9 protein-coding genes, 1 tRNA gene and 1 pseudogene are annotated in these 12,085 nt (G+C 73.5%); 4 read left to right on the plus strand and 7 right to left on the minus strand.

Going from position 1 to position 12,085, the window contains the following annotated elements:
- Window positions 1–71: 71 nt before the first annotated feature.
- On the plus strand, window positions 72–1,697 hold the full coding sequence (locus tag ABEB09_RS19435; protein ID WP_345691195.1) for a fused MFS transporter/spermidine synthase family protein: 1,626 nt from the start codon (window positions 72–74) through the stop codon (window positions 1,695–1,697).
- On the opposite strand, the gene ABEB09_RS19440 is transcribed toward ABEB09_RS19435, so the two are convergent.
- Complete coding sequence (locus ABEB09_RS19440; protein ID WP_345691196.1) at window positions 1,698–2,159, minus strand: MarR family transcriptional regulator; 462 nt, start codon at window positions 2,157–2,159, stop codon at window positions 1,698–1,700. It lies immediately after the preceding gene.
- Window positions 2,160–2,226: 67 nt separating this feature from the next.
- Between ABEB09_RS19440 and ABEB09_RS19445 the strand changes: the two are divergent.
- A pseudogene (locus tag ABEB09_RS19445) lies at window positions 2,227–2,687 on the plus strand (site-specific integrase); the annotation flags it as partial.
- Window positions 2,688–2,876: 189 nt separating this feature from the next.
- Here ABEB09_RS19445 and ABEB09_RS19450 read toward each other — a convergent pair.
- The 5 genes from ABEB09_RS19450 to ABEB09_RS19470 form a co-directional block, all read right to left on the minus strand.
- A tRNA-Arg gene (locus ABEB09_RS19450) sits at window positions 2,877–2,952 on the minus strand.
- An 87-nt stretch (window positions 2,953–3,039) separates the two neighbouring features.
- A complete protein-coding gene (locus ABEB09_RS19455; protein ID WP_345691197.1) occupies window positions 3,040–4,092 on the minus strand; it encodes a flavin-containing monooxygenase in 1,053 nt (350 codons plus the stop codon).
- An 85-nt stretch (window positions 4,093–4,177) separates the two neighbouring features.
- The gene (locus ABEB09_RS19460) at window positions 4,178–6,298 is read right to left on the minus strand and encodes a permease (protein ID WP_345691198.1); all 2,121 of its coding nucleotides are present in this window, start codon (window positions 6,296–6,298) and stop codon (window positions 4,178–4,180) included.
- A 230-nt stretch (window positions 6,299–6,528) separates the two neighbouring features.
- A complete protein-coding gene (locus ABEB09_RS19465; RefSeq protein ID WP_345691199.1) occupies window positions 6,529–6,873 on the minus strand; it encodes a hypothetical protein in 345 nt (114 codons plus the stop codon).
- Window positions 6,874–7,117: 244 nt separating this feature from the next.
- Complete coding sequence (locus ABEB09_RS19470) at window positions 7,118–7,552, minus strand: STAS domain-containing protein (protein ID WP_345691200.1); 435 nt, start codon at window positions 7,550–7,552, stop codon at window positions 7,118–7,120.
- Between the two features lie 176 nt (window positions 7,553–7,728).
- Between ABEB09_RS19470 and ABEB09_RS19475 the strand changes: the two genes are divergently transcribed.
- Entirely contained in the window at window positions 7,729–9,390 is a 1,662-nt protein-coding gene (locus tag ABEB09_RS19475) for a class I adenylate-forming enzyme family protein (protein WP_345691201.1), read from the plus strand.
- Between the two features lie 364 nt (window positions 9,391–9,754).
- On the opposite strand, the gene ABEB09_RS19480 is transcribed toward ABEB09_RS19475, so the two are convergent.
- Window positions 9,755–11,050 (minus strand): M6 family metalloprotease domain-containing protein, encoded by a 1,296-nt coding sequence (locus tag ABEB09_RS19480; RefSeq protein ID WP_345691202.1) that lies wholly within the window; start codon window positions 11,048–11,050, stop codon window positions 9,755–9,757.
- A 265-nt stretch (window positions 11,051–11,315) separates the two neighbouring features.
- On the opposite strand from ABEB09_RS19480, the gene ABEB09_RS19485 reads away from it, so the two are divergent.
- Window positions 11,316–11,993, plus strand: coding sequence for a TetR/AcrR family transcriptional regulator (locus tag ABEB09_RS19485; protein WP_345691203.1), 678 nt, complete (start codon window positions 11,316–11,318; stop codon window positions 11,991–11,993).
- The last annotated feature ends 92 nt before the right edge of the window (window positions 11,994–12,085 follow it).

A 12,085-nucleotide genomic window follows, 5' to 3' on the forward strand; every position in this document is an offset into this window, starting at 1 on the left:
ACGGCAGAGCGACGGTGAGGGACGAGGGGGGCGTACGGATGCGGCGCTTGGTCACGCCAATCACGCCAGTCATGCCAGTCACTCCGGTCACGGTGGCGACGGTGCTGGCCGCGCTGCTGCACGTCGTGTGGTTCGTGGCGGTGGCGAACAGCGGCGGGGACCTGGCGGCGCAGGACGCGTGGGCGGAGTTCGTGGGGCGGCACCCCGACTCGGCGTACAACCTGGCCTGGTACGGCGGGATGCACCCCGTGTCGTACAGCGTGGTGTCGCCGTATGTGATGGCGCTGCTCGGGGTGCGGACGACGATGATGGTCGCCGGGACCGTGTCGGCGGCGCTGACGGCGCTGATCCTGGTGCGGCTGCCGGCGGTGCGCAATCCGATGGCGTGCGCGCTGGCGGCGGTGTTCGCGTTCGTGTGCAACGCGCTGTCGGGGCGTGTGACGTTCGGGCTGGGCCTGATGGTGGCGCTGGGGGCGGCGGCGACGGTCTTCTGCCTGCCGGAGCGGTGGCGTGGGCGGCGCGCGGTGCGGGGCGTGGTGGCCGGGCTGCTGTCGGCGCTGGCGACGGCGGCGAGTCCGGTGGCGGGGCTGTTCCTCGGTGTGGTGGCGGCGGCGCTGTTCCTGACGGGGCGGCGGGCGGCGGCGTTCGCGCTGGGGCTGCCGCCGGTCGTGGTGGTGGGCCTGTCGGCGTGGCTGTTCCCGTTCGCGGGCACGCAGCCGATGTCGTTCGGGACGGTGGTGCTGCCGTTCGTGTTCGGGGTGCTGGCGGTGGTGCTGGTGCCGGCGGAGTGGCGGACGGTCCGGGTGGCGGGCGCGGTGTACGCGGCGGGGACCCTGCTGACGTGGCTGGTCGACTCGCAGGTCGGCTCCAATGTGACGCGGCTGCCGATGCTGTTCGCGGGGGTGGTGCTGATGGCGGCGCTGCCGTACGCGGCGCGCCGAGGCGTCCGCCGGCAGGCGGTCCTCGTCTCCTTGTTGGTGCTCACCGGCTGGGTCGGCTTCAAGAGCGTGGACGACGTGGTGCGTACGGCTCCGCAGGCGTCGTGGGCGCACGACGCGGCACCGCTCGTCGACCAGCTGAAGCGGCGCGGGGCGGAGGGGGCGCGGGTCGAGGTCGTCCCGGCGCGCAGCCACCGCGAGGCGTCGGCACTGGCGCCGTACGTCAACCTCGCGCGGGGCTGGAACCGCCAGGCCGACCTGGATCGCAACCCGCTCTTCTACGACAAGTCCCTGAACGCCGAGAACTACCGGCAGTGGCTGGACCGGTGGGCGGTCCACTGGGTGGTCCTCCCGACGGGAGGCACGCCCGACACGGGCGCCCAGGAGGAGACGCGGCTGGTCAAGGCGGGCCTGCCGTACCTGAAGGAGGTGTGGTCGGACGCCAACTGGCGCCTGTTCGCGGTCGAGAAGCCGACGCCACTGGCGACTCCGGCGACGACGACTCGCACGTCCGCGAACGCCATGAAGCTCCACGTCTCCCGACCGGGCAAGGTCCTGATCCGCGTCCCGTACTCCCCGTGGCTCTCGCTGGTGGACGACAAGGGCACCAAGCTGGACGGAACCGGCGGCCGGGGCTGCCTGCGCCCGGCGACGCGTACCGCGGAGGGCGACGAGTGGACGGAACTCGTGGCCCCCGAGCCGGGCGTGTACCACCTGGGGTCCCCGTACAGCCTCCCCAGGGGCACACCCTGCCCCTGATCAGCGGGGCGGCAGATCGCCGTTGCCGCCCATGTTCGCGACGATGCGCCGCAAGACATTGATGGCGGTGACGAAATCCCCCTCGTCGATCCCCTCGTGCGCCCGCTCATGAACCCGAAGGTTCCGCTCACGAGCCCGCAGCCGCGCGGCCTCACCCTCGGGGGTCAAAGTGAGGAGACCGTCCTCCTCCGTCATCCACCCCCGCCCCACGAGGTCGTCGAAGACGCCACCGAAGTCGGTCCCGAGATCGTCGTACGACGCGAGCCGCTCGACGAGCGCCTCCCGCCCCCACGTACCGGGCGCGGCGGCCACATGGTTGAGCGTCCACCAGTGAGCCTGCCCGAGCCCCTCCACGCCCAGCGCCTCCCGAAGCCCCGCGACAACCCGCCGCCCGGCCTCAGAACTCCACCACCCGATGGGCTGCCCGGCCACGTCCTCCGCCGAATACTCCTTGATGTCCACGCGGGCCCCCTCCAATTGATCACTAGGACGCTCCCGACGGTAAAACCTCTACTTCACTTGAGGTCAAGTGGGAAGGAAGGACTGCTACGTCCCCCAGCAGGACGGGACCCGCGCGTGCAAGTTCACCTGCGGCAGGACCTGGGAGGAGTGCGACGCCAAGCGCCGCGCGCTCCTCGACAAGGTCGACAGCGGCATCCTGGTGCCCACCCGCTCGGCCAGCTGTCCGAGTGGCTGCCGTACTGGCTCGACACCTTCGTCAAGCCGCCGCGCCGCACTCTCGGCACGTACGACAAGCATGAATCGCACGTCCGCCTCTGCCTCGTCCCGGTGATCGGCTCCAAGCGTCTGGAGTCCCTCGGCGTCGCCGACGTCCGACGGTTCCTCGTCCAGATGGAAAAGAAGACCACGGCCGCCACGGCCAAGGAGTCACACCGGGTCCTGCGGACCGCCCTCACCGCCGCCTGCTGTGAGGAGCTGCTCTCCCGCAGTGTGGCCTCCCTCGTCGAGCCGCCCAGGACGAAGGCGCGGGGCTGCGGGGCGAGCTGGTCGGGCCGCGCTGGGCGGACGTCGATCCTCGGCCACAGCCAGCACGCAACGTGAGGCGATCAGCATGCACCGGCTGCTGAGAAGGCGGCCCGGCCGTGAGTGACCGCCGCCGTTGATGTCAGCTGTAGATGTCAAAGGGCAGGTACGGATCTTCGTACCTGCCCTTTGAGCTGGTGCCCCCGGCAGGATTCGAACCTGCGACACCCGCTTTAGGAGAGCGGTGCTCTATCCCCTGAGCTACGGAGGCCTGGGACCGCCCCTGGAGGCGGTCTCAGACAGGGTAGCGGATGCGGGTGGGCCCATGGGGGCGGGGGCGAGGCCGCTCCGGACCGGGTCAGGCCATGTGTGCTGCCAAGCGGCTCGCCACGTGTGCCGCGTCGCGGCCGATGCCGCGCAGGGCGTTGGAGGACAGGCTGCGCTGCCACTCCAGGCCGGTGAACGCCAGGCCCGGGTGGAGGAGGGAGATGCCTGCTCGGTGGGCCGGGCGGCCGGTTGTCGGGTTCAGTGCCGGCAGGTCCGCCAGGTACGGCAGGTCGGGGCGGAAGCCGGTGGCCAGCACGATCGTGTCGACCTCCTCCGTGGTGCCGTCCGGCCAGGTCACCGTGCGGTCCTCGGTCGCGGTGAACAGCCTGCGCCGGTCCGGCGCCCCCTTCGCGAGCGCCGCGCGGTAGCGGCCGTCGTCGATGACCGGCTGGCTCGGCGGGTTGCGCAGGAACAGCCCGAACGGCGCCGTGTCGAGGCCCGTACGGGTGAGCCAGACGTGCAGGTCCCGGCCGAGGTGGAACTGGCGGGCCAGCCGGACCGGCTTGCGGGAGGCGAGCGTCGCACGGGCCACCGTCGCCAGTTCGGCGGCGATCTGTACGGCGGAGTTGCCCGCGCCCACGACCACGACCCGCTGCCCGGCGAAGGGCGCCGGGCTGCGGTACTCGGCGGAGTGCAGGACCGTTCCCGTGAAGGCGTCGAGGCCGGGCAGTACCGGTCGGTGGGGGCTGCCGAACGTCCCCGACGCCGCGACCACCGCCCGCGCCGCGAGCCGGTCGCCGCCCCGCAGCTCCACCGTGAAGCCCGGGCCGTCGGGGCGGACCGCCGTGACGCGGCTGTGCGTACGGACCTCGGCGTCGAGGCGTGCGGCGTACGCCGTGAGGTACGCCGCCACCTCGTCCCGGTGCGGATAGTGGTCCGGGTCGCCGGGGAACGGCATCCCCGGCAGCGAGCAGAACCGCGCCGGCGAGAACAGGGTGAGGCTGTCGTAGTAGTACGGCCACGACCCGGCCGCCCGGCCGGACGCCTCCAGGACCACCGGCCGCAGCCCCCGCCGCAGCAGGGCGTGGGCGGTCGCCAGCCCCGCCTGGCCCCCGCCGACCACCGCGACGTCCACGTGCTCCATGAGAACCCCCCTGATTTCGATGTCCGTCTATGTTGGCATCGCTCGAATCAGGGTTTGTCGGGGGCCCCTCGCCCCCGCCGTGCCGTTACGACGTCAGTCGGGTCGCGGCCCGGCCGCTCAGGTGTCCCACCATCCACGCCACCAGGGCGCCCCCGCCCACCGTGGCGGCGAGCGCGGTCGAGGAGAAGCCGCCGCCCTGTAGCAGCGCGATGAAGAACACCGCGTGCCAGGCCGTCACGGCCACCGCCAGGACCGTGGCGGCGACCAGCGGGACCGTCAGGTACCAGAAGGCGAGGGAGTGTGTGTCTTTGTGACGGTCCGTCAGTCTTCCCCGGTAGTGGCGGGCGAACTCGGCCGCCGCGCTCACCCCGCCCGCCAGCAGCAGGAGCGCGAGCCCGAGGGAGCCGAACAGCAGCACCCAGTTGTTCTGCCGTTCCTTCGTCGCGGCGCCGACCAGCCAGGTCTCGCCGAAGGTCTCCACGTTCACCGCCGGCAGCAGCGCGTAGGCCGCTCGCTCCACCTCGGCCCGCCCGCCGGGCGAGCCGGTGAGGACGATGAGGGAGCCGCGCAGCTTGTCGGTCCGCAGGCCGTTCGCGGCGGCCTGGACGCTGATCGTGGGGCCGTACCAGTTGCGGATCTCCCAGAAGCGCCGGTCGCCGCCCGTGGCCGTCCGCGGCGTGGCGGGGCAGTCGAGGCGCAGGGACCGCAGGGCGGCGCACGAGCCCTGGAGGAGCGACTCCTGCTGTCCGGCAGCCGTGTTCAGGGCCAGTACGTGGGAGCCCGCCGGGAGGCTCCGGGTGAACGACGCGATGATCGCCGGGGTCATCTCACGGCTCTGCACACTGAGCACGCTCTGCCCGATACGGGCCTCCGTGGAGCGCGCGGCCGCCGCCTTGTCGCCGGTGTCGCCGTTCAGCACCTGGAGCAGGGAGATCAGCCCGAGCCCCACGACCAGGAAGGTGGTCAGCCGGACCGCCGGGCCGGGGTGCGCGGCCGTCCAGCGCCCCGCGGTCCGCTGCCCCGCGCGGCCGGCGCCGGAGCCCCGGGCGGCCAGCGCATCGCCCAGCTTGCGCGCCGCCAGGACCACGACCGACGGCAGCATCACCCACATCACGACCGTGCCGCCGAGGAAGACCGCCGGGGCGGCGTCGCCCGTCAGGTACTGGCTGACCGCGATGGCCGCGACCCCCGCACCGCAGCCGATCAATCGCCAACGCGGCACCGGCGCGGGCAGCGGTGCGGCGACGGGCTCCTCTCCGTCGGCGCGGAGGCTCCGGGCGACGGCCGCCACGGCCGCCACGGCCAGGGTGAGCGCGAAGGACAGGAGCAGCGCGAGTCCGGCCAGGGGCCAGGCCCCGCCCAGGTCCGCGCTGTTGAGCGCATACCCGGTGGGAGGAAGCGCGATGTCCGTGGACACGGCCGCGAGCCAGGGGAGCAGCGCCAGGGCCGTCCCGGCCGCGACGGGCAGGGCCGCCTCGCGTACGGCCAGGAGGACGCGCCGGTGCCACGGCCCTTCCGGGAAGCGGAGCCCGTCGCCCCGCGTGCGCACGCGGGCGGCGACCACCAGCAGCACCAGTGCCGGTACGCCGGTCAGCACGCCCAGACCCAGCAGCACCCGGCTGAGCGGGCGTGCGTACAGCGCCTCGCCCATCGGGTACGTCTCGCCGAACCCCCGGACGTACATCCACGGTTGCCCGTCGCCGAGGTCGGGCGCCTGCGCGGTCCTGACGTACGCGAAGCGCTCCGAGGGCGCCATGAGCCCCGAGCCGTCGATGGTGCCCGCGAAGCGGCCGTACCGGTCGGTGATCCCGTCCTGGCGCCCCTGCTCGGCCAGTTCCGGGGAGAGCACGGCCTCCCCGGGGGCCGGCCAGCGGGGCAGGCCGGGCGGCGGCTGGGCACCGGGCTTCAGCGGGTGGAGGTAGATCACGGTGTGCGGGACGTCACCGACCGCGTCGACCGCCTCCCGCCACAGCGCCACGGCCTCCTGCGGGCGTTCGGTGATCACCGGTCCCCGTGCCTCGTTCCGCGCCTCGCGCCCGTCGTGCGTGGCGACGGCGGCGACGGCCCCCAGGGCGACTACGGCGACGGCTGCCGCCGCCGCGCACAGGGCCCAGAAACGCAGCCGGCGCCAGGGGCCCTCCGGGGCGGCAGGGGTGGCCGGGGCCTCCTCGCCGGGTGTCCTCCGGGTGTCGGTGTCGATGCTCATGCCGCCTCCCCCTCCGGGTCGGCGCCCGTGCGCGGCTCGGCCACCTGAGGACCGGCCGGCTTCCCGGCTGTCACCATCGTTCGCTCCCCCAATGTTCGTTCCAGGTCCGGAAAACATGACCGCCGGGCCAGCCATGGAGCGGCTGGCCCGGCGGAGGCGACCTTGGTCAGAGGTCGTCAGAACTCTTCAGAACTCTCAGAACTCGTCAGAGACTCGTCGGAGAACGCAGATCAGGGAGCGACCCAGCCGGAGCAGTCGTCCCCGTCCCAGTCGTTCTCGTCACAGGCCTTGAACTTGATGACCTTGGAGCCGTCACCGGAGTACACGGTGGTGTTCGGGCCGCTGTGGTTCCACAGCGTCCGCTTGGTGCCGGCGCTGGCCTGACGGTAGTACTCGGCCTTGGCCGGGTCACCGTCGTTGCTGCCGTCCTTGATCGCGATGATGCCCGAGTCGTTCTTGGCGGGAGACCAGGCAGTGGCGCCTCCGCCCTTGGCGGTGGCCGCGATCGCGGTGGCGGTGGGAAGCAGGAGTCCGGTGGCGAGCACCGCTCCGGCGACGAACTTGAGCTTGGACACTTCGTTTCCCCCTCAGTGTCAAGTGGCCGTAGAACGGCCTGAGTTGGTCGCTAGTGATCGTTCATGAAGGCGCTTTCGCGGGTCAAGGGATTTCGGTTGTCGCCGATCGATCAGTGGTGTGGGGATTGTGTGGTGTGTGAGCGAGAAGTGAAGCGCGGGGAGGGGGTGAGGCGGTACGAGACCGTCCGCCCCCGTGGGAGGACGAGACGGACGGCCGTCGTTCCGGACGTCCCGGGGTCGAGCGTCAGGCACCCGGCCAGGCCGTCGTGCGCCACTCGCGGATCTCCGCCGCCGGGTCGACCTCCCGGTGCGCGGCGAGCGCGGCCGTCAGGTCGTGGTGGACCGTGACCTCCGGCCGGGAGCCGTCCGGGCCGAGGGCGCCGTCGGACAGGAGGGTGCCCTCCGGGTCGGCGGAGCCGTCGGCCGGGAGCGCGGCCAGTTCCGGCCTCCGGCCCTCCGCCTCCAGGCGGCGGCACGCCTGGGCGACGGCCAGCCGGCCGCTCACCGACCAGCCGCGCAGCTCCGTCAGGTCGAGGATCACGGGTCCGGAGCCGCGGGCCACGACCCAGCCGACCGCGCCGGTGAAGCGGTTCACGGCGTCGGCGCCGAGGAAGCCGGCCAGGGAGAGGATGCCGAGGCCCTCCTGGGTGGTGTAGCGCCACTCGATCGTCATCGTCATCGCCTCGATTCCTGCCGGGGAGCGTCAGGGGCGGTGCCATGCGGAGGGAACCGCCCACGTCGTCGGCAATCTGCCATGCCCGAACCGGCCGCCCCACCCCGCCCCCTGAAGCCCGCCCCGTCCCGCCCCCTGAGCCCGGCCCCGGCCGCCCGCGCCGGCTCCTGTAGCGTCCGACCGTGCCGCACCACCACACCACCGCCCAGGCCGAGGCAGCCCTCACCGCGCCCGGCGCGCCCTTCGCCGTCGTACGCGGAGAGGACGGCCGCCTCCAGTACGCGAGCGGCCCGCGCACGCTGCGCGAGTTCGTCGAGGCCACCTGGGCGCACGGCGAGCGGCCCTTCCTGATCGGCGAGGACGGCACCACGTACACGTACCGCGCGTTCTTCGCCGCGGCCTGTGCGCTCGCGCGCCGGCTCGTCGACGAGTACGGGCTGCGGCCCGGTGACCGGGCCGTGGTCGCGGGCCGCAACCACCCCGAGTGGCAGATCGCCTTCTGGGCCACCCAGCTCGCCGGGCTCGTCGCCGTCCCGCTCAACGCCTGGTGGACGCCCACCGAGTGCGCCCACGCCCTCGACGACTGCGCACCGAAGGTGCTCCTCGTGGACGACGAGCGCGTCGAGCGGGTCGCGGACTGGGCGCGGCGCCACGGCGTACCCGGCATCGTCTTCCACGGCGAGGGCGCCGAGGGGTTCGAGCCGTACGACGGGGCGGGCGCGGACCCGCTCCTCGGGCCGCCGCCCGTCGAGGTACGGCCCGAGGACGATGCCACGATCCTCTACACCTCCGGCACCACCGGCCGGCCCAAGGGCGCCGTCGCCACGCACCTCGCCCAGGCCGGTGCGGCGGTCGGCGCGCGGTACCAGGCGGCCGCGGCGGCGCTGGAGCGCGGCGCGATCCCCGGAACGGGCCGGCCGCCCGTGTCCCTGACGACGTTCCCCTTCTTCCACGCCGCGGCCTTCACCTCCGTCTACGGGGTGATGTCCGCCGGCGGCACGCTCGTCCTGATGCGGAAGTGGGACGCCACCAGGGCCCTGGAGCTGATCGCACGGCACCGGGTCACCCACTACGCCGGCGTCCCCGCCACCGCGCTGCAGCTCCTCGACGCGGCGGGCGGCGCGGGCCTGGACACCCTCACGAACTTCAACACCGGCGGGGCGGCCGCACCGCCCGAGATCGTGCGGCGGCTCACCGCGGAGTACGGGGAGCGCGTCGAGCCCCGCAACGGCTACGGCCTGACCGAGACGTGCGGGGGAGTGCTGGCCCACTACGGGGCCGCCTACCGCCGCGACCCCGGCTGCGTGGGCCGGCCCACCCCCGTCACCGAGACCCGCGTCGCCGGCCCCGACGGGCGCGCCCTGCCGGACGGCGAGGTGGGCGAGCTGTGGGTGCGGGGGCAGAGCCTGGTGCGCGGGTACTGGGGCGACGAGGGCGCCACTGCCGAGGCGTTCACGGCGGACGGGTGGTTCCGGACCGGGGACCTCGCGGTGGTCCGGGAGGGCGGACGGATCGCGGTCGTCGACCGCGTCAAGGACGTGGTCGTGCGGGGTGGGGAGAACGTGTACAGCGCGGAGGTGGAGGCGGCGCTGCACGCGCATCCGGCGGTGGCCGATGCCGCGGTGCTGGGCGTTCCCCATCCCGTCCTGGGCGAGGAGGTCGCCTGCGTCGTACGGCTGCGGGGTGGGGCGGCTGTCACGGCGGAGGAGCTGCGGACCCACGTCGGCGCGGGGCTCGCGCCCTTCAAGGTGCCGGCGCACGTGCGCATCCAGGACGCGCCACTGCCGCGCAACGCCGCGGGCAAGCTGCTGAAGGCGGAGCTCCGGGCGCTGCTGCGCGGCTGAGTCCACCGGGGGGTGAGCCGCCTACGCGGGCACCCCCGCCGGGGGTGAGCCGCCCACGGCCGGGTGGTCCCACCCACCCCCCCCGCCGGGGGTGAGCCGCGCACGCACGGGACGGGGGTGGACCGGGGGTCGCGCGCGCAGGATTGGCGGTGCTGGGACGCTTCGCGCTCCTGGGCCCGAGCGAGCCAATCTGAGCACGTGACCCCCGGGCCGCCACCGGACCCGCCCACCGTCGTGGTGCGTGGGGCCTCGGTCGTGTCCGGCGATTCTTTCCCCACCCCGCCCCTTCCCGAATCGGGGGCTCTGCCCCCGAACCCCCGCTCCTCAAACGCCGGAGGGGCTGATGTCGGCCCGGAGCCCTCAGTCACGCGCGGGTGATGCGTACGCGGTATGCGCCCGTGGGGAGTTCCGACAGGATCGTGATGCGGACGCGGTGTCTGCGGTCCAGGAAGCTCTGGCCAGGGCGGAACGGGGCGTCCGACAGTTCCGCGTGGACGTTCGGGCTGCGGGTGCAGCCGCCGCTGTCGCGCTCGCTGTCGACCACGGTGACCGGCCCCTGCCCGGTGTCCACGTGCGACCGGACCCGGTAGATCAGGACCCCCGGCTCGCACACGGCCTCGTCGTTGCCGTCCTGGGTGCGCACCTCCACGGCGTACCCGGACCTCCGGTTCAGCGGGATGAAAGCCAGCTTCGTGCCGCCGCCCGGCCGGGCCAGCGGGGTGAGCGTGTAGTCGCGGGTGCCGCGCCCCGCCACGCACCGGACCTGGTCGTTGTCGAGCCAGCCGAGTTTCCACTTGTGCCAGCCCAGCAGGTCGTTGTTGGCCCCCCAGTCCTCGGACATGATGTCCCAGTGCCCGACGGCCGAGCCGCCCCGCGAGGTGTACAGGTCGGGCAGCCCGAAGACGTGGCCGTTCTCGTGCGGCAGCACCCGGTACCCGGTCTCGTGGAACGAGCCCGAGCCGTCGTCCTGGCGGCTGTAGACGAAGGACGTGTTGGCGAGCGGCACCCCGTCCGCGAGGGGCGCCTCGTCGTTCCCCGAGAACGTCACGGACAGCACCGTGTCCAGCGCCGACGGCCCGGCGTTGGGCGTGACCAGCACGTTGACCAGGTCGTACGCGCTGAAGTCCACCCGTGTGTCGGCGGCCTTCACGATGTCCTCGACGAGCTGCCGGTACCCCGGCTCGTACGGCGAGCCGCGCTCGATCCCGTACGCGCGGAACGACCGCGGCATCCGCAGCCAGTCCGGCACGGGGGTCTCCGGGAGGTAGATGAGCCGCCCGTACGAGCTGGTGCGGAACCAGGCGGAGGTCTGCGGGAAGAACTCGGTGAAGCGCCGCATCGCGTGGCCCTCCCCCTCCGCGTCCGGAAAGTCGATCATCAGGGTCAGGGCCCGGACCAGCCCGGTCGAGCGCGCGTAGCCGGGGGCGGTGGGTATGCCCTCGGACATCTGGATCCCGGTCGCGTTCCTGATCCGGCAGGGCGCGAGGCCGTACCTGTCGGGCGCGGCGGCCGCTCCCGCCGTCGGGCCCGGACCCGTCGAGGCCGGGACCGTGCCGTTGAGGGTCGAGCTGGCCGTGGCGAGTGCCGCGACGGTCAGGGTCGTGACGGCGCCGATCGCGATCGTTCCGCGTATTCGCCGGCGGGTTCGCTGCTCCTGCATGCCCGTGCCCTCCGGTCGGCGGCAGCCGGCCGGATCCGGGCTGCGCTCCGTGCGCTCAGCCTGTGCCGGGGTGGGGGAGGGCGCGCGCCGGGTGGGCCGATCGTGGGTTTTCGGTCACCAATGGGTGTGATGCAGGTCACGGTGGTGGCGTGAAATAAGCGGGGACGGTCTCCCCGTTTGCATGGGTGTCATCGACAACCGGGGAACCTCTCCCCGGTTCGGAAGGCCAGAAGGCCGGAAGGCCGGAAACGGAAGGAGTGCCGTGGTGAGCACCAGCACCGCCCCCCTCAGCGGGACGCGCGACAGTGCGACGCGCCGCGGCGCCCGTCCGCGCGCCGACGCCCTGCGCAACCGGGAGCGGATCGTCACGGCGGCCCGCGAGATGTTCATCGAGTTCGGCCCGGAGGTGCCGCTCGACGAGATCGCCCGCCGGGCCGGCGTCGGCAACGCCACGCTCTACCGGCACTTCCCCGACCGCACCGCCCTGATCCACGAGGTCGTCGTCTCCGTCATGGCCCGGGTCACGGCACGGGCCGAGGAGGCCGCAGCCGAGGAGGCCGACCCCTTCGCGGCGGTACGGCGCTTCACGCACGCGGCGGCCGACGAGCGGTTCGGCGCGCTGTGCCCGATGCTCTCGGGGGCGTTCGACCGCGAGCACCCCGAACTGCTCGCCGCGCGCGACCGGTTGGAGGAGACCGTGCAGGGCCTCTTCGACCGGGCGCAGGCGGCGGGACGGCTGCGCCCCGACGTCGCCGTCGGCGACCTGATGGTCGCGCTCTCCCAGCTCACCCGGCCGCTGCCGGGCACCGCGTGCCTGGACATCGACCGGTTCGTCCACCGTCACCTCCAGCTCCTGCTGGACGGCCTGGAGGCGCCCGCGCGCTCCGAGCTGCCCGGTTCCGCCGCGACCCTGGAGTCGCTGCGGAAGCACGACCGCCCGTGACCTGACCGCGTGTCCGAGAACGACGCGCGCCTCCCTCCACCCACCGCCCGCAACAACACACCGCGTCCCGACACCGCGCCTCACGCCCGCTT

It is taken from the genome of Streptomyces coeruleoprunus (genome assembly GCF_039542925.1).
GTDB classification, from domain to species: domain Bacteria; phylum Actinomycetota; class Actinomycetes; order Streptomycetales; family Streptomycetaceae; genus Streptomyces; species Streptomyces coeruleoprunus.

Coding starts and splice junctions, on each gene's coding strand:
- ABEB09_RS19435 (WP_345691195.1), top strand. CDS start 72: ATGCCAGTCACTCCGGTCACGGTGGCGACGGTGCTGGCCGCGCTGCTG.
- ABEB09_RS19455 (WP_345691197.1), bottom strand. CDS start 4,092: ATGGAGCACGTGGACGTCGCGGTGGTCGGCGGGGGCCAGGCGGGGCTG.
- ABEB09_RS19460 (WP_345691198.1), bottom strand. CDS start 6,298: ATGAGCATCGACACCGACACCCGGAGGACACCCGGCGAGGAGGCCCCG.
- ABEB09_RS19470 (WP_345691200.1), bottom strand. CDS start 7,552: ATGACGATGACGATCGAGTGGCGCTACACCACCCAGGAGGGCCTCGGC.
- ABEB09_RS19480 (WP_345691202.1), bottom strand. CDS start 11,050: ATGCAGGAGCAGCGAACCCGCCGGCGAATACGCGGAACGATCGCGATC.